Origin of the sequence: Mesorhizobium kowhaii (assembly GCF_003253745.1) — a bacterium.
GTDB lineage: Bacteria > Pseudomonadota > Alphaproteobacteria > Rhizobiales > Rhizobiaceae > Mesorhizobium > Mesorhizobium kowhaii.
In genome coordinates, this window is sequence record NZ_MZXV01000051.1 from 381264 (window position 1) to 403477 (window position 22214).

Genomic DNA, 22214 nt, shown 5'->3' on the forward strand with positions numbered 1-22214 from the left:
ATCCTTTTGAACGCAAAAGCACCAGCGCAAAATATTCGTTCATTGGTTCGAACTCTTAGGAAGTGCTTTTACTAGCGAGAGGAACTTGGAAAATACATTGACGTTGTGACTGATGAACCGAGATCGATCCGGCATCCCCGTCAGGACCAAGCATGGAATCCGCGTGGTGTATTCGAACGCCGATATGAGCGACGTCCTCACCAATGGTGATTGGCCGTCGGATGGACCCAAGTTCCTTGCTGCACTGGCTGCCCTCGTCGAGGCGCGGATAGGGCGATGCAGCGATCCGAATGTGAGAATTGCGTTCATTTCTGCCGCCATGGAAGCGAATGTGCTGCCAGAAAGTTTCTTGCAGAATTGAAGCAGGAAATCGTCCCGTTGCTTAGCGTCTCTATCTTTGTCAATCGGTCGCTTTTTTCGGGCCCCAAATCCCGGTACCCGGTCTGTGGACACACTTTGCCAGGGTTACCCTGTCGGCCCTAAACGCAGACCGGCCACCATGGTTTCGGAACCCGTCGCCATGCCGAAGCCGTCCTCCTTCACCGATAGGGGACAATCTGGACCTCGAAAGTCGACTGCGACTTGCCCGCTAGTCAGCGTTCGATAATGGTGGTGGGGCTGGCAGCACCTTGCCTCAGCCGGCGCAGACTGCTGGTAGAATCCGGCTACAGAATCTTTTTGGGCTGTTGCAAGATTTCTAGGCCGCAATCTCTTCGGCAATAACTTCGAAGTTTGCCAGTCTCGACGGACCAAAGCTGGTCGAGAGGGCGACATCAGTCGCGTCCCGGCCGGTCGCCATCAGGATTCTCCCAATGCGAGGGTGATTGTGCCTTGCGTCGAATGTGAACCAATGACCGCTGAGGTAGGCTTGGAACCAGGCGCTGAAATCCATTGGATCCGGAACGGGCGGGATTCCGATATCGCCGAGATAGCCGGTACAATAGCGCGCCGGGATATTCATGCAGCGGCACAAGGTGATTGCCAGATGGGCGAAGTCGCGACAAACACCGGTTCGATCCGTGAAACCGCCATGCGCGGTGCGCAGCGCGTCGGCATTTTGATAATTGAAGGCGATGTGATTGTGAACGAAATCGCAGATGGCCTGGACGCGAGACCATCCTGGTTTCGTGTTGCCGAAGGTCGCCCAAGCGAAATCACCCAGTCGATCAGTATCGCAGTATCGGCTGCCCAGAAGGAATCCCAGCACTTCATCCGGCAGGTCTTTTATATCGTGTTGTATGGCATCGGGCGCGACAACATCAGGTTTGCCACTGTCATAAATTTCAAATGTGGTCGATATCGTCGTCAGTCCGGCAGGGGCTTCGATCCTCGTGCATGCGTTGCCGAAACTGTCGATGTAGCCCCTGGCTTCGATGGGCCGATCAAATCCAATCACCTGGTCAGTCAGAAGGTCGACGCGTCGCGACGGGTGGATTTCAAGGACCAGCAACATCGGTGTTGGCTGGGAACATTCGTAAGTGAGGTTATAACCAGCGCGTATTCGCATCAAAGCTCCGACGATCCTTGTTCAGGAGCGGTGCAAACTCCGCTCTGAAGAAACGGTTCCCAGAAAATATCAAAGAGTTGCAACTTCGGTCTGCTCTTTTTCCTTGGTCACTTTCACCTCTACGTGCATCCCCAAAAAACTTGATGCGGGACCTGAATAGCTGCCGGAAAGAGGAATGGCTTGTCGTGGGTGGCGAGCGACCGCCACCCTGATCAGCTCCCGGTTGCCGACAATGCCATTGGTCGGATCGAACTCGACCCAGCCGGCTCCGGGCAAATAGACTTGGCACCAGGCATGCGTTGAGCCTCCGCCCCGCACATCCGCACTATCTCGGGTTGGGACATAGACATAACCCGTCACGAAGCGGGCGGCGAAGCCAAGCGATCGAACTGCTTCCATCATGAAAAGTGCAAAGTCACGGCACGTGCCCCGCCGCAGATGGAGCGTGATCAGGGGCGGCTGCGTCCCAGGTTCAGTCCGACGGGAATACACAAAGCTTTCGTGGATGGCATAGCAGAGCGTCATCAATAGTTTGCCTGTCTCGGTCTGCCCGGCGGCGCTCAAGAACTGGCGCGCCCATTTTCCGATTTCGTCGCCTTCGTCTGGATGTTGGCGTTCGATGGTCTGCGAGAGGTCGAGGGCTTCGTCAGGCTCATAGGAAAAGGGATAGCTGAGTGCCGCCTCGTCGATGCGGAAATCAGGCGTAAGCTGAGGCGTGTGATCAAGCCGAATGGCGGTTTCGAAGTGCAGTTTCTTGGCAGACTCCGCAAAATCGATCACCGCAACGCAGTTTCCGAAAACGTCGTGAATCCATCGAACCTCTTTGGGCTCCGGCACGACGACGAGGGCGTGGTCGAGAAGCCTTTGATCGAAGCTGTCACGTGGCCTGAACATCAACCGGTGTTCGCCAAACCTTACCGGTCGACTGTACTGGTAGACGGTTGAGTGCCTCACTGAAAAAATAGGCATAGCGTCGAATACCACCTTCTGCATACACACTGGTTTGCGGCACGATTGATTGTGCCTTCGGCGTGGTGACCTCAATGCGGCAGATCCGCCATGAAGATCTTTCAGATACCTCGCAAAAGACACAACGCCCGACTCGGGTAGAAGGGGCCAGAAAACTAGCCAGCAAAGGCGGCGTTGAGTATTGGACGTACGATGCAATACCTGCTCGCCCTGGCGTTCGACCGTTCCCCTTGAGATATGTCTCCAGATTAGCAATTCCCGCCGAGAGCGTACCGTCCCCAAGATGGCCTTTTCCGACACTTGGCCAGTCCGCGAGGAAACAACGGCAGAAAAAGGAACGCCCCCAACGGTGGCCTACGCGCTTATCTGGTATGGCAAACAGGGCATCTTGGAAAAGGTTTCGTTTGACGCCGAGAAGGCCGCACGGGACCACGCTATGGCGAGCTTTCCCGCTCGTAGCGGTTAAGGTTCGCAAGGAAGACGGCACGGTTGTATTTAGCCAAGCAGGCAACAACTAATCGTCCAGATCATGGTCGGGTTTATATAAGAGAGAGAGAGAGAGAGAGAGAGAGAGAGAGAGAGAGAGAGAGAGAGAGAGGGGGGGTAGCCCCGCCGGGTGCGCGGGCCGATCAGATTTTCGGTACAGGGCGAGGGGTCAATACCTGCCGTCCAAGGACGAACTCCCAGAGATCGCTCCCAATTTGTGCATGGTGCAAGCGCCGCTAATTCCGGTTGGCGAACAGCCGCGCGCCCTCTACAACGGGCGATGAAGAACTTTCAACCGGTCTTCGTGGTCTACTCTCCGCCAATGCATGGCTTTCCCTATCTGGCGGTTGTTCTTGCAACTGACGGTACTGTGAGCGCAATGCCCTTCGAGACAGACGAAGAGGGTTCGGCGTTTAACAATCAACTGGCTAAGACACGGCACGGTGGCGGCATCAGGCACTGAGCGCAGACCCGGCCAAGGATAAGATAAAATCATAAACGCGGTCGTCCTGTTGGGCTAGCGCCGCATGCTTCCCGGGACAATCCTTGGTACGCAGCCAAACCCTCAGGTGCGGGTGTCGCAAGAAAGGGAACAAGTATCAGAATCACGATCACCATCACGACCGCTCCGACCACTGGCAGGTTGCAGCTTGGGAACTCTGGCGAGGAGGCGTAGCGTTTTTATGCTTCTGGTCACGAGGCTGCGCACCCTGATCCGCTAATTTAGCCTGGTCTGCAACGCCGGCTTTGGTCGAGCTATGGTCCGCTTCGAGAGGTAGTCTTTTTCTCCTTCGATCGGGCGGCCAAGCCGATTGATGTTGGGGAGATCTCGTCGATGATCGGGCGCTTGCATCGCTTTGCCTCGATCTCTTGGATCAACCCGTGCTGCAAGCACCATCCAAGCGCCTGCGGTTTCTCTTTTGCGGCTTCGGCTTGCCAACCTTCACCGGCTTTCGTGCCGGCCGGGAGCCCAGCGAATGGCCCGAAAGTTCCAGACGACAGCGGGGATGCGGTCCGGCCACCGGCCTGGTGCCGGAACCAAAGCGGTCGACGGCGGTTAGTTCTCGAAGGGACCATAACTACGGAAGTGGAACAATGGTCGAACTTTTGAATATGGAGCTAGCTACCGCCAGGCAGCGCGTTAACCGAGCCGAACTCGCCCTCGAACAAGCCGAAGAATTGTTGGAAGAGCAGTGTGGCGTCGCTATCAATCTCACGCTGTGCGACAGAGTCAGGGTTGCGCAACAACGCGTGGCAGAGGCAAGAAGGCGCCATAGGCAGATCGATCCGCCAAGTGGCACATGATTTTGGACTGCCCGTGATGATCGTCACCTTCCACGCTGAAATTGCGAAAAGTGGCCCCGTTTATCGCGCCGCAAGGCTTGAGCTACTGAGGCAGCAAATGATGCGCCATTTCGAGCGTACCGACACAGCGGCCGACAAAGTCGAACAAATGCTGGTCCGGTTCGCTGAAGCAAGCACGCTTGGGAACTGACTTCCGCCTCTCACCAAGCCTGAATGGTCGCTGTCGCGCGGGCACCTCCGTCTACCGCTCTGGCTGCTGCCGCGTTGCGGCTATGCATAGACGCGCAAGAACGGGTGGCGGAAATACGCCGACGGGAATGGTGGCGTCCCCCGGCTGACGATGTTCGCGAAAAGAAGCCAGTTCGCTGCGCGGGGGCGGGCGCGACCGACAGCGCCAGCGTAACGGTCCAACCGGCCGGAGGTTTCAATGCTGCGCCTTCAAGATCCTGGCCTCTCGCAACAATGAAGCACGATCAGAGCCAACCATCTCGATCAGGTCGCGAGCCTGAGCCTCGGTGATGCCCGTCTCGCGTGCCAGGAAACGGGCAAGAAAATCTTCTTGCTCTTCCCTGTGTCCACGATCCCGCCTTTTCTCGTCGGCGATGTAGGACGACTTGGGCTGCTCTACCGAACGGAGCGATGGGGCGTCCCCATCGCTTTGAACGCGTTGCACGTCGATGCCAGCCTCCTTTGCAGCTTCCAGAAATGCGCGACGGGCATTTTCAACATCGCCCGCATTAGACAGTGAGCCAGTGCAGGCCTGCAGGGCGTACCGGTAGCTTGTGCCATGCTCCTCGGGCCATTTCTCCATCATGAAGATGGCAGCCTCGGCAGCGCTGCACAGCCTACGAGTATCGCCAGTTGCCAACTGAACAATCACTGGAGTCCTGAAGAAGGCATCGTGCATCGCGTCACCCACATCCGTCCAACTCATCGAACGGCTTGCGACGCCATTCGTTCCCACGACAAAGCAATGCAGTGTTACAGGGTCTACCAAATTGCCGGCTCGATCAGGCGGCTGAAATCACCGAATCCGTCCAGCGCACGTTCTGCCTTGCCGCGTCGCCGAAGGCCCTGTCGAGCGCGCCGTCCTCCGCTGCCGTCGCTGGGTGCGGTGATAGGAGCGCTGGGGTCTGATGGGGCTTGGTGGGAACTGAGTTCGGCTTCCATCTCCCGATTGGAGTTTTCAATTTCGCTTCCCTAGAGGCCGTCATCCTCAACGAGGTGATAAGCATGGTTGTGGTGCGACCGCACTTCCGTTCCGCGCGGGAACCATTCCGTTCAGTGCGCTTGCAGCTCAATTGCCAGTAATCATTAATTTGCTTGCCGGTAGCTTGCTTGGTGCGTGGTTGCGCGCTCTCGCCTCACGCCTACCTGGAGGCGAATAAGTAGTCACATAGACGAAACCCGCGCCAATGCGCGAGAGCAATTTTCGCGGCGATTTGTACCCCTGCGGCGTCGCCTGACAGCATACCCGCGTAAAGAGCATTCTGCAGGTCGCCATTGAGGAATCGAGGGCGACGGCGAACTCATGATCAAATTTGCCCGGATGGTTGACCTTCTAGCGATCGTTCAGGACGACCTTGAAACGACTGCGGTTAAAACGGCCGCGCATATGACGAATCTCGGGGATATGCAATGACTAGGCTGACAACACCGCCCGCATCTTGTTTACAATATCGAAGCCGTTTTGTTTCGACCCTTTGCGAGTTTCCATGACGACGACAGCGGACCATCTAAAGCCCCTCCTATGGGAACCCAAGAACCTGATCCGTGCCGTCGAAGCCGCGGGGGTAACCCTTTTTTCGTGGAACGTGGATAGCGATGCGCTGGCGATGGATGACCGGGCCTATGACCTTTGGGGCATACCACGCAACACAGACGTCAAGTTTGAAGACCTGTCCGCGCACATCCATCCTGCCGACCGTGACAGAGTGCGGGCGGCCTTCAACGCTCGCCGGCTGCGCGGCATTGTGAGGCAAACCAGCGCCGCTCGATACTTTCGAGCTGTCCGCCCCCTCGATCGACGCCCATAGCCACAGCCGCCGCCAGATCCTGATCGCCCAGCCTTCCGCGCTCAAGGCACTGGACAGCCAGAACATCGTCATTAAGCCGGCCGATCGCTCGATACAGTACCTTAAGGGTGCGCAATGGGCCGACCGACTACCTCTGATCGTGCAGGCGCGGCTGGCCGAGACCTTCCAGCGTTCGGGCAGCTTTGCCGGCGTTGGCAAGCCGGGCGAGGGCCTGGCGATCGACTATCAGGTGATCCTCGAGATCCGCTCCTTCGAAGTGCGTGTGGATGGCGGCGAGCATGCCGAGGTAGACTTGTTCGTGCGCATCCTCAACGACCGCAATGGCGAGGTGCGTGCCTCGAAGAGCTTCACCGCCTCCGCGCCCGTTTCAGGGAGCGGCAATCCGGCCTATGTCGGCGCGCTCGACGCCGCGTTTGGCAACGCGGCCAGACAGATCGTGCACTGGACCGATAGGGCGATCCGAACCGGATAAAACCAACCGTTGCCTGGCGGCGTCCGAAGTTCAAATAGGCCCGTATGATCTGAGCGGATTGGCATCTGAATTGCGAAGCATGGCTCGTGGATTGTCATACGGTGGATTTGTAATGGTGTCGCCACAGCGTCAGGCGCGACGCCAAGGTGAGGACCAATAATCCGCAAACGCTTCGAAAGCACAAGCTGCTAGCCGCCCAATGGCTACGTTGGCAGGAGGCTCGCAAGTGCAGCGTGAACGCAGTTGGTGGGCTGCCGCGGACGCGTATACCTATAGGCCTATCGCAGTCCTAAGAAGCCCAAGATAAAAAGGACAATTACGATCGCGCCAACAACCCAAATAATCCGATTCATAGTCTCTCTCTTTCCTGCTCAAGAAGCCCCGCCAATTAGGGCCCCATGCCACCGGCCGGACAATGGATTCCATGGGTCCGCTTCCTACGCCAAGAAGCGGCATCCGAAGCACTACCTCAACAGTTCAAAACCTTTAATGTTCCAAGGCCCGCTCGCACTCACACCATCCCAGTCCGGGAGGTCGTAAGCCCAGGCATAACGCGCGACCGAGGGATTTTCTTGCCGAGGCTACCGGCACCGCGACACTTCATGCGTTCGACTGGTTAGGTTACGTCCGCCTTGGCGGCACATTCCATCCTATCAGGGCACAGCCTTATCCTTGGTCGCCGCGCTCCTTGGCCGGAAAGTTCCCGATTGAACCTAACGTCTTATTCCTGGAACTTCGGTGGATTTTTAAGCGTTACATCGTAGAGGAAATTATTCAGGACACGCTTGCAACCTCCCATTTGGTCACCGCGCAAGGGCGGCCTGCCGTCCAATGTCGAAGCCTAAAGCCCGGTCGATGTGAACTGTTCGAAATGCCAGCAAAAGCACCCAAGTACGCAGAAAACAAATCTCTGATTGACCGCGAGGCGGAACGCCACGCGGCAAATTCCTCCAAGGCTCACTTAACGACTGCAGGTGAGGTTGGGGAAGAGCGAGGCAGGGAGGCTGAATGGCCATCCGAGATTCCTGCCCTGGGGTGGAAGGATATTGCTTGGCGCGTGTGGGAAGAATTCAACAAGGATCGCATGCTGCTCGTGGCCGCTGGTGCCACTTTCTACCTGCTGCTTGCTCTGTTTCCGGCTTTGGCCGCCTTCATGTCTTTATACGGATTCGTAGCCGATCCAGTAACCGTAGCGGATCACGTCTCCTATCTCGCCGGCTTGCTTCCTTCGACCGGACTCGATCTCATTCGTCAGCAACTGCAAGCGCTGGCACAACAGAACACCAGCGCCCTTGGCGTAGGGTTTTTCGTCGGCCTGTCTATTGCAGTGTGGAGCGCCAACAGCGGTATCAAAGCGCTTTTCGACGCCATGAACATCGCCTACGCGGAGACTGAAAAACGCAGCTTTCTCAGACTGAACATCATGTCGGTCGGATTCACCATTGGTGCTTTGATGATCGGCATCGTTTTGCTCCTGGCCGTCGGTGTGGTTCCCGCCGTCTTGTCATATCTGTATCTCGACAAATGGGCAGAAGTGCTCTTCGTCTTAGGGCGGTGGCCCGTTCTCATGCTGGCCGTACTCACCGGGATATCGCTCATTTACCGGTTCGGCCCGAGCCGGGCGAAAGCCAAATGGCGCTGGCTGAGCTGGGGCGCCGTGATGGCAACGCTGGTCTGGTTAGTCGCATCGTGGCTGTTCTCGTTCTATTTGCAGCATTTCGCCAATTACAATGTGACCTACGGATCGTTAGGCGCAGTCGTCGGCTTAATGATGTGGACCTGGATTTCCGTCGTCATTCTCATTGTCGGGGCCGCGCTCAACGCTGAAATGGAACATCAGACCTCGCGCGATTCAACCACCGGGCCGCCATTGCCGATGGGCCAGCGAGGGGCGGTGGTCGCCGATAGTCTTGGCAAGGTCGTTGAGTGAGTAACTACCAAATAATCGCCGCGCCCTCCGGGCGCGCCGGGTCGGCATCGTCTGTACTGCTGATTTGATCGCTCAATTTTACTGCCGCCTGGTTGTTCGCCTTGCCGCGGTCTGGCTTTAGGTTGTGGCGAGCTTTCTGACGGATTTCGGCCAATTTGGCGAATCTCGGATCTTTTAGCCAAAGCGACTTTTTTCTGGCCAGTGGCTCATCGCCATCATCATTTGTGGTCGCTCGGCCATGCGCAGCAATTGGTTCGATAGTCGGCATGGTCAGTCATTTGTTTGATCTCCCTAACCAACGGCAATGTAATCAACGCGGCAGGGCTCTGGGCGGTTCCGCGTCCAGACCGGCCGCGGGTAGTGGCGCATGCAGCCAATCGCATTCAAGCTAACGTAACGACAAAATTGTCGTTACGTCCGTTACGGCAAAGTCCACCGGATACTAGGCGACAGTCGAGCAAAAAGGCGGCGCCGCACGCTGGAGGCTGCCTGAAAGGCGCCGGCCAAAGCGGACACTAGGTCCGCCGCTGTGGCCGGCATTTTCTATGATAGGAACCTTACGCAGCCGTTAGTCGTTGAGCGTTCACAATCAAGGAGTCTTAAGATGGCCGATGATCCAAATGAAGCCGCGACACCGAGGCCGACGCAGCGCGAAGCTCAGGAAGCCTTGGAGAAGCAGGTTGCTCAACTGAAGCGCGAGATCAACAAGATCAATCGGACGCTGGCAGAGCGCGCAGAAGAGGTCGTAGAGGAAGCCACAGGCTGGTATGACGGCGCTGCCGATCGGGCCGGCCGTACAGCTCAGGCGCTTCGGAGCGGGGCTCAATCTGTTTCGGGGGCCGTCCAGGACAATCCGGGCACTGTGTCGACCGCCTTCATTCTCGGCGCCGCAATGGGTCTGCTACTGGGGGTCACGCTCAACTCTGGTGGGTCTAGTCGGGACCGATGGTTCTCTAGGTAAGGACGGGATGTGGGACGGCCTGGCCCCGCTCGCGGTGGCCCGCATGTCGCCTCAGAGACCGCGCCGCGCGGTCACGGATTAGGCACTGTTTCGACAATTCCACCTTTCGCGAATGCGACGATGCCAGTTGGTCTTCTCCGACGCCGTTCGGCACGGTCAAAGTCTGCTCGTGGAGACGCTGCGCGTACTCCTGGATTTAGATACGGATGCATGCCAGGGCCGTGACCGAGCTGAGGCGGCCAACTATTCGCACGGCCGGCGTGGGCCACCTGAAAAAGGCTGGTAGGTGTTGTCTTCTGCCCGATAGGAACGGTAGCGGCTGAAGCAATATTCCTGATGGTCAGTCGAATACCCGGTGTCGGTGTCGGCTGATGAATCAACGTAGCTGACGGAAGCCGTGGTAGGGCGCAAGTTGGCAGCGCCCAAATCGAGGTAAGGCGAGATGCAGGACCGCCGCTGTCCACTGTAGGATAGATAGCTGTTGTCCTCCGGTCGGTAAGACCGGTACCGCTCCCAGCACCAGTCGATATGTGCTGCCGGCAGGTTCGCCTGCTGCTCCTGTTGAATGGCACCGGTCGGCATACCGTCGGGCAATGTTGAATCGGTGGAAGCGGTTGTCGCTGGGTCCGGTTCAGCGGCATGCTGCTGCGCCGGGACTCGCTCGTAGGCCTGCGCCGCCTGGTTCACCGGCCGCGGGTCTCTGCTCCATAGGTCAGCAACACCGTCTCCAGGGGTGAAATGCTGCACCGGCTTGGCGACAAGAAGCCACGGGGCAAAGCCAACCCGCTTGCAAATACGCCAAGGGTTAGAACGAAGCCGGCGGCCAGTGCGAGCAAGGGTTTCATGTCGCGATTCTCCTGCGTATTGAATGCGGCGCGGAGAATCCGGTTCCCGGAAACATAGTCGCTCATGTTGCCACCGAGGTTGCTCCTCGTATAGCAGCTGAGCCTGTTGCAAATTTGCGACGCTAGTTTCTGCGGATCGCGCTTCGTGCGGCATCCACCTTTGCCCTGAAGCGCCTGACGCGGGTGTGTGTGCCGCAGCTCTCGTCCGAGCACCAGCGCCTGCGCCCGCCGCGCGAAGTATCGATGAATAGCCAACCGCAGTTAGGCCCTGTGCATTCCCGCACACTGCGGCGGTCATGCCTCGCCACCATGAACTCAGCTGCCCCAAAGGCGACGCGCCAGCTGATGGTGTTCAGGTTGCTCCTCTCCGTCCATTGCCAGGCGAGCCGGTCGCCGACGTTGGAAAGCGAGCGCTTCGGCATGGCCTGAGCGACAGCGTCGCGAATGGTTTGCAAGGCGTCGTCCGGCACGATTACACCTGCCGCCTCGGCATGAAGAGCGGCGTAAAGCGCCTCGCGCAAGGTCTTGGCACGCTTCAGCGCCGCCACCGCCAGGGCTGGCCGAGCGGAAGCTTTGGCGAGCAGTCCGCGCCCCTCATCGGCCTCGATCAAGTCGACCCGCCCGGCCCACACGACCAGATCGGCGTAGGTCTGCAAGAGGTCTGGCCCCCACCGTTCGCGCCGCGCGTCGACCGTGTTGACAAAGTCGAGGCAGGCGTGCCCCCCAACCAGGCGCATGTCGGCGGTAGTCTTCGCACTATCCATGCCCGGAAGATCGGTCGGCGGAACCGAATTGGCAAGAGGGCGTTGTAACGGGATAAAGAAATGTTTGAGCGTTACACCACAATGCGCGCTCGTGTCGAGGCACCTTCCCATGAAGCGCAACACGGCGATCTTTCTCGTCCTATGTCTGATCTGGGGCATGACGTGGATCGGCATCAAGGCGGGCATTGCCACCGTGCCACCTCTGATGTTCGCAGGAACGCGTTTTGCCGTGGCAGGATTGCTGATCCTCGGTGCCGCGCGCCTGAGGGGCGCTGCGCTACCACGGGTGGCGAAGAGGAATTGGCCGCGTCTTTTCTTCGTTACCTTGTTCATGATACCGCTTTGCTACGCCCCTCTCTTCTGGGGCATGCGTTATGTCGATTCGGGCACCGCTGCTGTGCTCGAGCTTTCGCTCACACCGGTCGCGCTGCTGGCCTTTGCGTTGCTTCTGGGCGACGAACGCTATGACGGCCAAAGGCTTTTCGCGATCCTGCTCGGTGTGGTCGGCCTCGGTATCTTGTTCGGTCCCGAGGCCTTTGCAGGATGGGCACATCCCGACGAGAAGGGCAGGGCTATCCAGCTACTCGCCATGGCGGCGGTGGCGTCGGCCGCTGTAATCTACGCTTGGGGTTCGGTGCTCGCGCGACCGCTTCTTGAGGTATATTCGTCGGACTTCATCGCGGGCTTCACCACCCTTTTCGGGGGCGCTTTCCTGATCCTCGTCTCACTCGTTGTGGAGCCGGGCGCGGCTGCGGCACTAACAGGCGATTGGGGCTGGCAGGCCTGGGCCGGGTGGCTGTTCCTCGTGCTGTTTGGTTCGTTCATAGGCTACACGCTGTTTATGCGTCTCCTGCACGACATCGGTGCCTCGCGGGCCGGAGCCTTTGCCTTCGTCTCACCGGTGATCGCCGTTCTGCTCGGCATATTCACTTACGGTGAGGAGGTCAGCCTGATCGACGTCACCGGCATGGCTGTTATGCTCTGCGCGGCCTTTCTTGCGCTTCGCGAGCGCAAGCAGGGCGAGCGAACATCCCTGCCTGCCCAGCAGTTGGTTCTCGCTCCTCGTGCACATTGAAAAATGAATGCAGGGTCGAATGTCGACTAACTGATTCTTCAGTCGGAGGACATTCAGCGCCCGATAAGCGGAGGTGGCTGCCGGCCCAAAGGCTGTCTGTCTGTCAGCTCGGCGTGAAAAACACGGAACCATTGGCTTCGCTCGCACTTTCTCCCGAAGCCAATTCGGGCAAATGGAGCATCATGATGAAGACGCTGGCCGATATTTTCGAGCATACCCTGCAAGACATGTATTACGCCGAGAACGCGATTACCAAGGCCCTGCCCAAAGTGGCTGCGGCCGCAAAAGATGCCAAGCTAAAGAAAGCGGCCGAGGACCACCTCGAGGAGACGAGGGGGCAGATCAAGAAACTGGAGCAGGTGTTCAAGTCGATTGGCAAGAAGGCGTCTGGCGAGAAGTGCGACGCTATCGAGGGGCTAATCAAGGAGGCCGACGGCCTGATGGAGGAAGCGTCCGGGACGGCCCTCGATTCCGGCCTGCTGGCGGCATGCCAGGCAGTGGAGCACTACGAAATTTCCCGATACGGCTCTCTGCGGGAATGGGCCAAGGAACTCGGGCACGACGAGGCGCACAAGCTGCTCAGCGAGATCCTTGACGAGGAGAAGGCCACCAACAACAAGCTGACGAACCTTGCGGTTACATCGATCAACAGGACAAACTGATTAATCCGACCTAAGTGAAGTGGCAGCAAGCCGTGCTTCGCGGCGGTGTCGTAAATGAGGGCGCTGCAGCTACAGCGCCCTCACATTTGGCAGGGTCCGGGCGTTCACCAGCCTTGCCGGCCATACCAGTCGTCGATATCGCGCCGGACACGATCCTTCTCGATCCCGTAGCGCTCCTGAATCTTGCCTTCGAGCTGATCGCGTTTGCCGGCGATACGGTCGAGATCGTCATCGGTGAGCTTACCCCACTGTTCCTTGACCTTACCCTTCACCTGCTTCCAGTTTCCTTCGACACGGTTCCAGTCCATGGCACCTATCCTTCATGGTTGCGGATAGAGCGAAACGTTGTCGGACCGTAGGAGTTCCCGCGGAATTGCTAATCAGGCGGCCGATGTAGCGGAGGCGTGGATTGCGGACCTTGTCCCCTGCGGCTTTGCCCTGAAGGTCGGCGAGCAAGGCACCAGGATCTTCACGAGACCGCGGGTTACACCGACTTCGAAAGCGCCGCCTTGCAGTGGCATCAGCGCTCGGGAAATAGTTTCCATTCAAGCGCGGAACGGAAATGGCTCGTCCAGCTTATCGCCAAATGAGCACATGCGGAATCAACTTTCTGGACAAGTGGCGGATTACCTGCCTAGGGCCAGTGGAGCAACATGGTGTCCAAGCAGCGTCGCAGACGCGAATTTTGTCGTGCCTAACCCTCGACGGCGAACGACTTGGAAATAGCCCAAAATCAGTTCAAGAGGTGGCAACAAATTTGTTTAGCGACTCGTCCATCAGCTCAATGTTGCGCTTTCAGTATCCTGGCCTCATGCAGCAATGATGTCCACTCGGTTCCCATCATATTGATGAGGTCCAGCCGCGCTTGAGCAATAGCGTCGGCAGTTGCGCAGGGCTGGCTGGGATTGTCTTGCAAGGTCAGCAGCGCCCTGATGGCTTCGATCTCGAACCCCAGCTCTCGGGCGTGCCTGATGAAGGTCAGCCGGCGCAAGTCGGCCGCCTCGTAGTGTCGACGATTGGCTTCGCTGCGGGCAGGGGCGGGAAGCAAGTCAATCTGCTCATAATAGCGGATGGTTGGAACCTTCACGCCGCTCTGCCTGGCCGCTTCGCCGATGGTCACGCCTTCAGACATTTTTCGCTTGCTCCTCTAGTCGATAGAGGATGTAGCGTCGTGATCAAGGATACAAGAGGTTCCTCATGGCTGCGACCAAACACCAGACGAAATACCGCGTGGAAGGCATGGATTGCGCCAGCTGCGCCTCCAAGATCGATACGGCGGTGCGTCGCATGCCCGGTGTTGAGGATGTCAACGTTTCGGTGACGGCGGGCATGATCACCGTCAAGCACGCGCTAAAAAGCGACCTCGCCGCGATTGAGAAGAAGGTTACCGGCCTCGGCTACACCGTGGCGCAGATCAAGGGCAAATCCGAACCGGCCACGCGGGCGAAAGCTGACGAGAAGCACACACATGACCATGCCGGCCATGACCACGAAGGCGATGACGCCGGCACAGATCACCAAGGCCACGACGAGGAGGTGGAGGGCCTGCACGGGCACGATTACACGCCGACCTCGGGACCGTGGTGGAACAGCCCCAAAGGGCGGTTGACGATTGCCAGCGGCGTCGCGCTGGTCGCGGCCTTCGCGGTCCACTATGTCTGACCGGCTACTGGCAATTGGGCGTTCATTTCCGCTATGCTGATCGGCCTTGTGCCGATTGCATGGCGGGCGTTGATGGCCACGCTCGCCGGCATTCCATTCACCATCGAAATGCTCATGACCGTGGCGGCGGTCGGCGCCGTCATCATCGGCGCTGGCGAGGAAGCCGCCACCGTGAGTGGTCTTTCTGTTTCTGGTCGGCGAGCTGCTCGAAGGGGTGGCCCCCGGCAAGGCGCGCTCGAGCATCCAGGCGCTGACCACGCTGGTGCCCAAAACTGCGTTTGTCGAGGAAGACGGCCAGACCCGTGAGGTGCCGGCCGAGAGCCTGGAAGTCGGCAGGATGATTCTGGTGCGGCCCGGCGACCGGATTCCAGCCGATGGCGTGATTTCAGAAGGCGAAAGCGCCATTGATGAATCGCCTGTATCCGGCGAGAGCGTGCCGGTGCGCAAAAGCGTCGGCGACAACGTTTTCGCCGGCACCATCAACGGCGACAGCGTCCTGCGCATTAAGGTTACGGCCGCCGCCAGCGACAACACCATTGCCCGCGTGGTTAAGCTGGTGGAGGAAGCACAGGAAGCAAGGCGCCGACTGAGCGCTTCATTGACCGCTTCTCGCGGTGGTACACGCCGGGGCGTTGTCGTCGTCGCGGCGCTGGTAGCGGTGGTGCCACCGTTTTTCTTTGGCGGTGACTGGAATGGTTGGATTTACAAGGGTCTGGCGCTGCTGCTCATCGGCTGCCCCTGCGCGCTGGTCATTTCGGTGCCGGCGGCGATCGCCGCCTCGCTCTCGGCGGGCGCCAAGCGAGGCCTCTTGATGAAAGGCGGCGCGGTACTGGAAGGTCTCGGCAAAATCACCGCCGTGGCTCTCGACAAGACCGGAACGCTGACCCTCGGCAAGCCACAAGTCACCGATGTGATTTCTTTCGGCCGTCCTGAGGCAGACGTGTTGCGCCTGGCCGCTGCCCTGGAAACCGGCTCAAGCCATCCGCTGGCACTCGCTATCCTCGCGAAGGCTGCTGCCGACAAGGTAAAGGTGCCACCGGCATCCAAGGCGCAGGCGCTGGGCGGCAAGGGTGTCAAAGGCACCGTGGAAGGTGCCGAAGTGTTCTTGGCCTAGCCGCAGGCGGCCATCGACACGATCAAGCTCTCGGCCGAACAAACGGCCGAGATTACGGCGCTTAATGATCAGGGCAAGACAGTTTCCATTGTCCTCATGGGCAAAGAGATCATCGGCGCCGTTGCAATGCGTGACGAGCCCCGGCCGGATGCGTTAGCCGGCCTCAAGGCGCTGACAGATTCCCGCATCAAGACCGTTATGCTGACCGGCGACAACAAGCGCACAGCAGCCGCTATCGGCAAGCAGTTGGGTATTGAGGTCCGGGCTGAGCTGCTGCCAAGCAGCGCATTATCGGCGAGTTGAAAGGGCAGGGGCTTATCGTCGCCAAGGTAGGCGACGGCATCAATGATGCGCCGGCGCTCGCGGCGGCCGATGTCGGTATCGCCATGGGCGGCGGCACCGATGTCGCCTTGGAGACTGCCGACGCAGCGGTGTTGCATGGCCGTGTCGGAGACGTCGCTGCGATGATAAGGCTGTCTCAAGCGACCATGGCCAACATCAAGCAGAACATCACCATGGCGCTGGGGCTGAAGGCGGTGTTTCTGGTGACCACAATAGCCGGCATAACTGGCCTGTGGCCCGCCATTCTGGCTGATACCGGCGCGACGGTTCTGGTGACGGCCAACGCTATGCGGTTGCTCCGCTGGAAGGGTGAAGCATGAGACTCAGCCACACGCTGCAAGTCATTATAAACGTATAGATATATCGGTTTGCGGGCCATGTGCTGGACCGACAGGCTCGGCGGTCCATGGCGTTCGATTAAGCGCTACGTAGCTCATGGCGCGCTCGCTGCGCGTTCCGGCTCCGCGTAAATGGCCGAGGTGCGTAGTAGCGACGGATAGGGTCGGATAGAAATCGGATGATGGATAGGGCAGATACATAAATAAAATCAGCTAGTTACGAGCTTCTGTGTGCAAAATTCGCACACGAAAGTTCTGCTTCTCTTCTTTTTTCGTTCCCACGACGGAGCCGCCGACAGCCCTTTTCGGACGCTCTTCTGCCGACGATATTGACCGCTCCAATGCGGATGTTCGCCGGGATATCCGTGAACCTCATCGTCCGCCGCGGCGTCCAGTTGCCTGGGGTTCTTGGAAGCTTTTCGAACCTTCTGTCTTGCTCCTCCAGCCGAATTGCGTGTGCTTATGAAAGAGATTGGAGTATCAGGACACGTTCTGGGACAAGCTTGATCAACGCACTCGCTTCGGAGGCCCCTGCGCAGTTCATCGTAGCGAGATCCGCTTAGGCGTCGTGTTCGAGTGTCCCGCTACCGGTTGACCAGCCACAGAATAATCGAGAGCACGATGCAGATCAGAATCCCGGTGGCGATCGGAGCATAGAACGTGAAGTTCTCACGCTCGATCACGATGTCACCAGGCAGTCTGCCAAGACCGATCCGTGACAACCAGGGCCATAATAAGCCCACCGCAACTATGATGAGACCAACGACAATCAGGGTTCGCGACATGACAGCGTCCTGCCAGAAATATAATGGCGCCGGGACTCACCGGCAGGCGCAGCATTAAAACATGGCCGAAACAAGCGCGCACGCCGGCGGGCTTTTCTGTTTGGTGCCGGAACAACCCGGCCGCGACGGCGGTTGTCTTCTTGCAGCGAAGTCCACTTAACTTTGCTGCAAGATCGGGTTAGTCCCTAATCCGCCCGCGTCTCCGGTGGAGGCGCGGGCGCAGGGTATGGGGCAGGGCAGCGACCCTGTTTGACAGGCGGACCGTCGGGCCTGAACGGCAGGGTTGGGTGCGCAAGGGCCTGTCCGTTTGATTCAGTCGGATTGTCCCTGAGCCTCGCTCTGGCGGGGCAATTCAGCGAAACCCAATGCCGCCCGCCGGCTTATGGCGAGATGAGCACACGCGGCGTCAACTTCCTGCACAAGTGGATTTCCAACAACCTCCCCGAGACCGTCGGCGCCGATATCATGTCAGTCGCCGAGCTGACCCAAAAGCTTTCGCTGATGCCCGACACTTCTCAGATTGCGGGTCGCCACCATTTGCAAGCGACTTCGCCGAGGAGTATTCTTTTGCGCAAATAGCCGGCGGTGGGTGTCGTTTGAAAAAGGGGGGCGAATGGCCAGACTTGTCGCACTCTACAAGACGCCGAAAGACCTGACCGCATTCGACCGTTACTATTTTTCGACCCACATTCCGCTGGCCAAAACGATTCCCGGCTTGAGGAAATATGAGATCAGCGATGGCGGGGTCGATTCGCCGGGTGGGCCCTCAGGCTATCATCTTGTGGCTACCCTCCACTTCGATTCCGTTGCGGACATTCAAGCCGCGTTTGCATCTCCCGAGGGGCAGGCCACGGCGGCCGATCTTGGCAAGTTTGCAGACGGCGGAGTGGAGCTTTTGCTCTTCGAGACTAGGGAAGTCTGAGCCTCGCCCAACCCACCTTCGAGATGTTCATCCGTTAGCACGACGTCTTGCAAGCTTTACAAGCAACCGGCCCACCGGAACGTCAGCGGCTCTTGCGTCTCGCCGGTAAGGTCAATGCGTCGCGTCGGCAAAACCGGCGGACATTGGTCGATCCGGCGTGGAAAACGTTATCGCGCGACGGGTCGGCCGAGCGGTGAAACCGGTCACGGGCGACGCATGAGTTTGCCGCTGTCCTTGGATCCCCGAGTTGTTACACGCCTGCGTGCCATCTTGAACGGAAGCAGACTTGGAAGTGATCAACGAAATCCGCCGCGAGGACGATTCGGGTAGGCGAGATCGACGACGTAGGGCGGTGTGCGGCGGCCAGCTCCGTTGGGCATTGATTGCAGTTCGGTCATCGCCTCAGTCCGGCCATGAAAGTCCCTACTCGGGCGGGGTCGACCTGGTTCCACCAGACGCCGTCACGCTTCAGCGCGCTGGCAATGATGACGCCATCGACGATGCCAAGGATGTCGTTGGCATTATCGGGCGTCACGCCGCTGCCGACCAGCGTCGGTAGGCCGGCGGCCTCCTTGATCATTCGGATGTAGCTCAGATCCGCAGCGTGCCCGGTGCGCTGACCCGTCGCGATGATGGCGTCGGCGTCGAAGAAGACCAGATCCTTGACCAGTTCCTCCACCGGGCGGTCGGCAACGATCGCGTGCGCGCCATGCTTGACGTGGGCATCGGCGAAAATGCGAATGCCGTTGGCGCGCAGCCTGGCTCGGTAGCGTGCTGCGCGGCCCGATTCCCCTTCGACAAAGCCCTCATTGGCGACGTAGGCATTAGCCCACTGATTGATCCGGACGAAGCCCGCGCCAGCGGCGCTAGCGATCGCAAGCGCTGGGATCGCGGCGTTTGCGAGCACATTTATGCCGATCGGCTTGCCGAGTTCGCGGCGAATGCGGTCGGAGACGACCGCCATATAGGCCGCTGTCTCCGGACCGAGATCGTCAGGTTTGGCGAATGGGATGTCGCCATGATTCTCGACAATTACGCCGTCGCATCCGCCATCGAGATAGGCTTTCGCATCGTTTAGCCCTCGCTGATAGATCGCCTCCACCGCCTCGCCATCATAGCGTGGCGCGCCAGGAAGCGGCGCAAGGTGAACGACCCCGATCACCACTTTGGTGCGACCGAAAAGCTGGATGAGCGCGTCGCCGCCTGATTGACCGATCAGAGGTGAGGGCTGGGTCATGAGAACTCCGTTTGATCGATGAGCGCCGCCATTTCAGACGCGGAAGGACAGGATAACAGTGTGCCCGACCGTGTCACCGCGATTGCCGCGGCCGCGAGCGCGAACTTCAGCGCTGATGTAACCGACATCTCCTTGGCAAACCCGCCGGCCAGACAGCCGCAGAACACATCGCCGGCACCGCTGGTGTCGAGCGCCTCGACGTGTGGCGCCGGCAAACGAAGCGATCCTGCTTGGTCCGGGCCAAGCACAAGACAACCATCGGCGCCGAGCGTAATCACGATAGTCCCGGCGCCTTTGGCCGCTAGCGCGTCGGCCGCCGCCGCCATATCGCTCCTGTCGGTCAGTGCTTTCGCCTCCGATTGATTTACCACCAGCACCTCCGCCAGACCGAAGTTAGGCGGAGCCGCCGCATCGACAGGGCTGGCGTTCAGAACGGTGCGCGCGCCCTTTTCCTGTGCTGCCCGCAGGCAGGCATTTGTCGCGGAGCCTCGCAGGTTTCCTTGCATGACAAGGATGTCGCCAGGCGCGATCCGGCGCGCAAGTGCGGTTTGAGCAATGGGATCGAACGCTTCGCTGCAGGCGACGCCGCTGACGATGAAGTTCTCGCCGCCAGCATCAATGACGATGGTCGAGCGGTCGCTCGGCAAGTCGAATTCGTTCACCTGGACGTCGGACAACTCCATGTCGAGGCAGTTCCTGATCCATGCGCCTGCGGGATCCTTGCCGAGTGCCGTCCATAGCGTAACCGCCGCGCCCGTGCGCGCGGCCGCGACCGCCTGGTTTGCGCCCTTGCCGCCGAGGCCGTCAGCGCTGGCAACGGCATTCAAAGTCTCGCCGGCGGAAGGGAAGCGGCCGAGGCGAAACGTTGTGTCGACACAGGCATTGCCCACGACGTGAACGTGCATCGCTCAGTTCTCGCCGGTCGCCCAGCTAAGCATCTGTTCGAACAGGGTCTTATAGCCTTTCCAGGCGATGAATTCCGGTGGCAGCCAATGCGGCCCGACATCGGATGTCCAAGCCACACTGCGGCCCTTGCCGTAGTGGCCGGTGACAAGCAGCGGCAGTGATTCATATTCCGACGACACGGTAGCCAGAACTTCTGCCCCGTCTTTCAGCGTCACCTCGTTGAAGCCGAGCAGGATCGGCCAGTCCGAACCGAGACCCTTCAAGATCGGATGGCTTGACGAGCCTTTTAGCACAGGCGCAAAGCCCTCCGGAACCTCGACGCGGTCGTCGACCGCGAGGCAGTTCACCGGAAGCACTTCCTCGACCGGCGTCTTGCGGTAGCGCGCGCCGCCGTTGATACCCTGGAAGCTGTAGTAGCCGCCGAACATCAAAAGTCCGCCGCCGGCGCTCACATAGTCGCGCAGCAGACGCAAGCGGTTCGGTGTTCTTTTCGAGTGAACCCAGGTGTCGGGATGCAGAAGCAGTGTGTTGGCGCCGATGTCGGAGAGCACCACTGCATCATATGCCGAGAGGGCTTCCATTGTTTGAGGAAAGGTGCGCTGAGCCTCATGCGCCGGCATGAAGGTCACGTCGAAATCAGTCGCCTTCAAAGCCTTCAGCAATTCGTCCGCGCCGGTATGGTAAGTGACCGTCGGAAATTGGTCGAAACCCTTGATATGGGTCGCGGTCGACACCCAGGATTCACCGGCAAGCAGGATCTTCTTCTTGGACATTTGAACTCCGTTGTCAGTCTTGGCCGCTTAAGTCTGCCGCGCGAACACGGCCTTCGGATTGGCGATCAGCATGCGGTCGATGGCTCGCTGCTCAATACCGTGCCGTTGCAGACGCGGTATGAAATGCTTCAGGATGTAGCCGTAGCCGAAGCCGCCGAAGCGGGTCAGCATGATCTTGAGGAACACATCCTGCGAGAGCAGCAGGCGGTCGCCGAAGCCCGCTTCGACAAGTGCCGCAATTGCTCGGGCATTCTCTTCATCGGAGGGCGATTGCGCGTCCTGATCGGCATAATAGTAGTCCATGCCGATCATATCATATTCGAGGAACGCGCCACGGCGGGCAAGGCTTGTCTGATAGTCGAGATCGTTGTGGCTGGGATTCATGTGGCAGAGCACGGTGTGGCGAAGATCGGCGCCCTCGGCCTCCACGACATCGAGCACCTCGTGCGCCAGTCGTTCCCAGCCCGGCAGATGGATTGACAGCGGCACGCCCGTGATGCGCGAGGCTCGCGCGGAAGCTCTCAGCGACTTTCGTTCCTCGGAGGTGAAGTCCTTGCTGACGCCGACCTCGCCAATCAGGCCGGCCAGGATCGGCGGCTGCGTCTCGCCGCCGCCGACGTCATTGACGATGAACTCGGTCACCGCGTCGACATCCATGGTCTTCAGCCATTCGGGATGGGTGTGCTCGAGATAGAAGCCGGTGCCCATGACGATCTTCAGGCCAGACATGCGGCTGATGCGGGCAAGCGTTTCCGGCTCGCGGCCGATGCCGATATTGGTTGCGTCGACGACGGTGTGACCACCCAGCGCGCGATACCGTTGCAGCTCCGACAGCGCCAAGTCACTGTCGTCGAGCGAAACGTTGTCGCGGTTCACGTAGGGGTTCATGCGCAATTCGCCGATGATCTCAATGTTCACTGGCTGCTCGGCGAGCGCCATGTCGTCCGGATGACAGGGACATTTCCAGGTGCGCGCGCCGTCGAGCAAGATGTGCTCGTGCATCAGGGTAATTCCCATCTCTTCGACCGGAACGGGGCCGAGCACGGTCATCACATGGCCGGTTTCGACCCCGATCTCCAGCCGCGGCTTGGGGGGCGCGTCATCGAAGAGATTACTCATGGGC

General features: G+C 59.3%; 24 protein-coding genes and 4 pseudogenes. 13 read left to right on the forward strand and 15 right to left on the reverse strand.

Annotated elements, in window-relative coordinates; genetic code table 11:
• The first annotated feature begins 112 nt into the window (after nt 1-112).
• Complete coding sequence (locus B5V02_RS24405) at nt 113-361, forward strand: DUF982 domain-containing protein (protein WP_111546601.1); 249 nt, start codon at nt 113-115, stop codon at nt 359-361.
• Nucleotides 362-697: 336 nt separating this feature from the next.
• On the opposite strand, the gene B5V02_RS24410 is transcribed toward B5V02_RS24405, so the two are convergent.
• Together B5V02_RS24410 and B5V02_RS24415 are read right to left on the reverse strand one after the other, a co-directional pair.
• Nucleotides 698-1507 (reverse strand): transglutaminase-like domain-containing protein, encoded by an 810-nt coding sequence (locus tag B5V02_RS24410; protein WP_111546602.1) that lies wholly within the window; start codon nt 1505-1507, stop codon nt 698-700.
• A 69-nt stretch (nt 1508-1576) separates the two neighbouring features.
• Nucleotides 1577-2476 carry a transglutaminase family protein gene (locus B5V02_RS24415; RefSeq protein WP_111546685.1) on the reverse strand — a complete coding sequence of 300 codons (900 nt, stop codon included), beginning with the start codon at nt 2474-2476 and terminating at the stop codon, nt 1577-1579.
• A 1581-nt stretch (nt 2477-4057) separates the two neighbouring features.
• Here B5V02_RS24415 and B5V02_RS24425 point away from each other — a divergent pair.
• Entirely contained in the window at nt 4058-4267 is a 210-nt protein-coding gene (locus B5V02_RS24425; RefSeq protein ID WP_111546604.1) for a hypothetical protein, read from the forward strand.
• A gap of 16 nt (nt 4268-4283) precedes the next feature.
• Nucleotides 4284-4457 (forward strand): hypothetical protein, encoded by a 174-nt coding sequence (locus tag B5V02_RS40770; RefSeq protein ID WP_167458618.1) that lies wholly within the window; start codon nt 4284-4286, stop codon nt 4455-4457.
• A 234-nt stretch (nt 4458-4691) separates the two neighbouring features.
• On the opposite strand, the gene B5V02_RS24430 is transcribed toward B5V02_RS40770, so the two are convergent.
• Together B5V02_RS24430 and B5V02_RS41850 are read right to left on the reverse strand one after the other, a co-directional pair.
• Entirely contained in the window at nt 4692-5174 is a 483-nt protein-coding gene (locus tag B5V02_RS24430) for a DUF982 domain-containing protein (protein WP_245446140.1), read from the reverse strand.
• An 841-nt stretch (nt 5175-6015) separates the two neighbouring features.
• Nucleotides 6016-6375 carry a hypothetical protein gene (locus B5V02_RS41850; RefSeq protein WP_245446142.1) on the reverse strand — a complete coding sequence of 120 codons (360 nt, stop codon included), beginning with the start codon at nt 6373-6375 and terminating at the stop codon, nt 6016-6018.
• Between B5V02_RS41850 and B5V02_RS24440 the strand changes: the two genes are divergently transcribed.
• Together B5V02_RS24440 and B5V02_RS24445 are read left to right on the forward strand one after the other, a co-directional pair.
• A complete protein-coding gene (locus tag B5V02_RS24440; protein WP_483466547.1) occupies nt 6326-6775 on the forward strand; it encodes an ABC-type transport auxiliary lipoprotein family protein in 450 nt (149 codons plus the stop codon). The genes B5V02_RS41850 and B5V02_RS24440 overlap by 50 nt on opposite strands.
• An 871-nt stretch (nt 6776-7646) precedes the next feature.
• Nucleotides 7647-8705, forward strand: coding sequence for a YihY/virulence factor BrkB family protein (locus B5V02_RS24445; RefSeq protein ID WP_111546686.1), 1059 nt, complete (start codon nt 7647-7649; stop codon nt 8703-8705).
• 4 nt (nt 8706-8709) lie between these two features.
• Here B5V02_RS24445 and B5V02_RS24450 read toward each other — a convergent pair whose 3' ends face one another.
• Complete coding sequence (locus tag B5V02_RS24450; RefSeq protein ID WP_111546606.1) at nt 8710-8973, reverse strand: hypothetical protein; 264 nt, start codon at nt 8971-8973, stop codon at nt 8710-8712.
• 336 nt (nt 8974-9309) lie between these two features.
• Between B5V02_RS24450 and B5V02_RS24455 the strand changes: the two genes are divergently transcribed.
• Nucleotides 9310-9666: a hypothetical protein gene (locus tag B5V02_RS24455; RefSeq protein ID WP_111546607.1), complete on the forward strand. Its 357-nt coding sequence runs from the start codon at nt 9310-9312 to the stop codon at nt 9664-9666.
• Between the two features lie 243 nt (nt 9667-9909).
• On the opposite strand, the pseudogene B5V02_RS24460 reads toward B5V02_RS24455, so the two are convergent.
• The 3 genes and pseudogenes from B5V02_RS24460 to B5V02_RS24465 all read right to left on the reverse strand — a co-directional run.
• Nucleotides 9910-10206: pseudogene (locus B5V02_RS24460) on the reverse strand (BA14K family protein); the annotation flags it as partial.
• A gap of 143 nt (nt 10207-10349) precedes the next feature.
• The gene (locus tag B5V02_RS41855; RefSeq protein ID WP_245446145.1) at nt 10350-10577 is read right to left on the reverse strand and encodes a hypothetical protein; all 228 of its coding nucleotides are present in this window, start codon (nt 10575-10577) and stop codon (nt 10350-10352) included.
• Nucleotides 10578-10633: 56 nt separating this feature from the next.
• Nucleotides 10634-11398 carry a CGNR zinc finger domain-containing protein gene (locus B5V02_RS24465; RefSeq protein WP_167458641.1) on the reverse strand — a complete coding sequence of 255 codons (765 nt, stop codon included), beginning with the start codon at nt 11396-11398 and terminating at the stop codon, nt 10634-10636.
• Here B5V02_RS24465 and B5V02_RS24470 point away from each other — a divergent pair.
• Together B5V02_RS24470 and B5V02_RS24475 are read left to right on the forward strand one after the other, a co-directional pair.
• Nucleotides 11385-12350: a DMT family transporter gene (locus B5V02_RS24470; RefSeq protein ID WP_111546609.1), complete on the forward strand. Its 966-nt coding sequence runs from the start codon at nt 11385-11387 to the stop codon at nt 12348-12350. The genes B5V02_RS24465 and B5V02_RS24470 overlap by 14 nt on opposite strands.
• Before the next feature lie 185 nt (nt 12351-12535).
• Complete coding sequence (locus B5V02_RS24475) at nt 12536-13012, forward strand: YciE/YciF ferroxidase family protein (protein WP_111546687.1); 477 nt, start codon at nt 12536-12538, stop codon at nt 13010-13012.
• Between the two features lie 104 nt (nt 13013-13116).
• Here B5V02_RS24475 and B5V02_RS24480 read toward each other — a convergent pair whose 3' ends face one another.
• Together B5V02_RS24480 and B5V02_RS24485 are read right to left on the reverse strand one after the other, a co-directional pair.
• Nucleotides 13117-13320, reverse strand: a complete 204-nt coding sequence (locus B5V02_RS24480) for a CsbD family protein (RefSeq protein WP_042640013.1) — start codon at nt 13318-13320, stop codon at nt 13117-13119.
• A gap of 548 nt (nt 13321-13868) precedes the next feature.
• Nucleotides 13869-14144 (reverse strand): annotated as a pseudogene (locus B5V02_RS24485) (MerR family transcriptional regulator); the annotation flags it as partial.
• A 65-nt stretch (nt 14145-14209) separates the two neighbouring features.
• Between B5V02_RS24485 and B5V02_RS42770 the strand changes: the two are divergent.
• The 3 genes and pseudogenes from B5V02_RS42770 to B5V02_RS41870 form a co-directional block, all read left to right on the forward strand.
• Nucleotides 14210-14426 (forward strand): annotated as a pseudogene (locus B5V02_RS42770) (cation transporter); the annotation flags it as partial.
• Between the two features lie 462 nt (nt 14427-14888).
• Nucleotides 14889-16091, forward strand: a pseudogene (locus B5V02_RS41865) (heavy metal translocating P-type ATPase).
• On the forward strand, nt 16088-16450 hold the full coding sequence (locus B5V02_RS41870; RefSeq protein ID WP_245446161.1) for a hypothetical protein: 363 nt from the start codon (nt 16088-16090) through the stop codon (nt 16448-16450). Before B5V02_RS41865 ends, B5V02_RS41870 begins: the two are co-directional and overlap by 4 nt.
• A 602-nt stretch (nt 16451-17052) precedes the next feature.
• Here B5V02_RS41870 and B5V02_RS24495 read toward each other — a convergent pair.
• A complete protein-coding gene (locus tag B5V02_RS24495; RefSeq protein ID WP_111546611.1) occupies nt 17053-17253 on the reverse strand; it encodes a DUF2905 domain-containing protein in 201 nt (66 codons plus the stop codon).
• A 321-nt stretch (nt 17254-17574) separates the two neighbouring features.
• Here B5V02_RS24495 and B5V02_RS24500 point away from each other — a divergent pair, with 321 nt between their 5' ends.
• Nucleotides 17575-17832: a DUF768 domain-containing protein gene (locus B5V02_RS24500; protein WP_425374412.1), complete on the forward strand. Its 258-nt coding sequence runs from the start codon at nt 17575-17577 to the stop codon at nt 17830-17832.
• A 34-nt stretch (nt 17833-17866) separates the two neighbouring features.
• Nucleotides 17867-18175: an EthD family reductase gene (locus B5V02_RS24505; RefSeq protein WP_111546613.1), complete on the forward strand. Its 309-nt coding sequence runs from the start codon at nt 17867-17869 to the stop codon at nt 18173-18175.
• A 394-nt stretch (nt 18176-18569) separates the two neighbouring features.
• Here B5V02_RS24505 and B5V02_RS24510 read toward each other — a convergent pair whose 3' ends face one another.
• The 4 genes from B5V02_RS24510 to B5V02_RS24525 are packed head-to-tail and all read right to left on the reverse strand — an operon-like array spanning nt 18570 to nt 22210.
• Complete coding sequence (locus B5V02_RS24510; RefSeq protein WP_111546614.1) at nt 18570-19412, reverse strand: BtpA/SgcQ family protein; 843 nt, start codon at nt 19410-19412, stop codon at nt 18570-18572.
• Entirely contained in the window at nt 19409-20317 is a 909-nt protein-coding gene (locus B5V02_RS24515; protein ID WP_111546615.1) for a PfkB family carbohydrate kinase, read from the reverse strand. Before B5V02_RS24515 ends, B5V02_RS24510 begins: the two co-directional genes overlap by 4 nt.
• Before the next feature lie 3 nt (nt 20318-20320).
• Nucleotides 20321-21091: a glutamine amidotransferase gene (locus B5V02_RS24520; RefSeq protein WP_111546616.1), complete on the reverse strand. Its 771-nt coding sequence runs from the start codon at nt 21089-21091 to the stop codon at nt 20321-20323.
• Nucleotides 21092-21118: 27 nt separating this feature from the next.
• Nucleotides 21119-22210 (reverse strand): phosphotriesterase family protein, encoded by a 1092-nt coding sequence (locus B5V02_RS24525; protein ID WP_111546617.1) that lies wholly within the window; start codon nt 22208-22210, stop codon nt 21119-21121.
• Nucleotides 22211-22214 lie beyond the last annotated feature (4 nt).

What these genes read in the sequence shown, in the direction of transcription:
- B5V02_RS24405 (WP_111546601.1), top strand. Translation starts at nt 113, where the DNA reads ATGAACCGAGATCGATCCGGCATCCCCGTCAGGACCAAGCATGGAATC.
- B5V02_RS24410 (WP_111546602.1), bottom strand. Translation starts at nt 1,507, where the DNA reads ATGCGAATACGCGCTGGTTATAACCTCACTTACGAATGTTCCCAGCCA.
- B5V02_RS24415 (WP_111546685.1), bottom strand. Translation starts at nt 2,476, where the DNA reads ATGCCTATTTTTTCAGTGAGGCACTCAACCGTCTACCAGTACAGTCGA.
- B5V02_RS24425 (WP_111546604.1), top strand. Translation starts at nt 4,058, where the DNA reads ATGGTCGAACTTTTGAATATGGAGCTAGCTACCGCCAGGCAGCGCGTT.
- B5V02_RS40770 (WP_167458618.1), top strand. Translation starts at nt 4,284, where the DNA reads ATGATCGTCACCTTCCACGCTGAAATTGCGAAAAGTGGCCCCGTTTAT.
- B5V02_RS24430 (WP_245446140.1), bottom strand. Translation starts at nt 5,174, where the DNA reads ATGCACGATGCCTTCTTCAGGACTCCAGTGATTGTTCAGTTGGCAACT.
- B5V02_RS41850 (WP_245446142.1), bottom strand. Translation starts at nt 6,375, where the DNA reads ATGACGATGTTCTGGCTGTCCAGTGCCTTGAGCGCGGAAGGCTGGGCG.
- B5V02_RS24445 (WP_111546686.1), top strand. Translation starts at nt 7,647, where the DNA reads ATGCCAGCAAAAGCACCCAAGTACGCAGAAAACAAATCTCTGATTGAC.
- B5V02_RS24450 (WP_111546606.1), bottom strand. Translation starts at nt 8,973, where the DNA reads ATGCCGACTATCGAACCAATTGCTGCGCATGGCCGAGCGACCACAAAT.
- B5V02_RS24455 (WP_111546607.1), top strand. Translation starts at nt 9,310, where the DNA reads ATGGCCGATGATCCAAATGAAGCCGCGACACCGAGGCCGACGCAGCGC.
- B5V02_RS41855 (WP_245446145.1), bottom strand. Translation starts at nt 10,577, where the DNA reads ATGAGCGACTATGTTTCCGGGAACCGGATTCTCCGCGCCGCATTCAAT.
- B5V02_RS24470 (WP_111546609.1), top strand. Translation starts at nt 11,385, where the DNA reads ATGAAGCGCAACACGGCGATCTTTCTCGTCCTATGTCTGATCTGGGGC.
- B5V02_RS24475 (WP_111546687.1), top strand. Translation starts at nt 12,536, where the DNA reads ATGAAGACGCTGGCCGATATTTTCGAGCATACCCTGCAAGACATGTAT.
- B5V02_RS24480 (WP_042640013.1), bottom strand. Translation starts at nt 13,320, where the DNA reads ATGGACTGGAACCGTGTCGAAGGAAACTGGAAGCAGGTGAAGGGTAAG.
- B5V02_RS24495 (WP_111546611.1), bottom strand. Translation starts at nt 17,253, where the DNA reads ATGTCGCGAACCCTGATTGTCGTTGGTCTCATCATAGTTGCGGTGGGC.
- B5V02_RS24505 (WP_111546613.1), top strand. Translation starts at nt 17,867, where the DNA reads ATGGCCAGACTTGTCGCACTCTACAAGACGCCGAAAGACCTGACCGCA.
- B5V02_RS24510 (WP_111546614.1), bottom strand. Translation starts at nt 19,412, where the DNA reads ATGACCCAGCCCTCACCTCTGATCGGTCAATCAGGCGGCGACGCGCTC.
- B5V02_RS24515 (WP_111546615.1), bottom strand. Translation starts at nt 20,317, where the DNA reads ATGCACGTTCACGTCGTGGGCAATGCCTGTGTCGACACAACGTTTCGC.
- B5V02_RS24520 (WP_111546616.1), bottom strand. Translation starts at nt 21,091, where the DNA reads ATGTCCAAGAAGAAGATCCTGCTTGCCGGTGAATCCTGGGTGTCGACC.
- B5V02_RS24525 (WP_111546617.1), bottom strand. Translation starts at nt 22,210, where the DNA reads ATGAGTAATCTCTTCGATGACGCGCCCCCCAAGCCGCGGCTGGAGATC.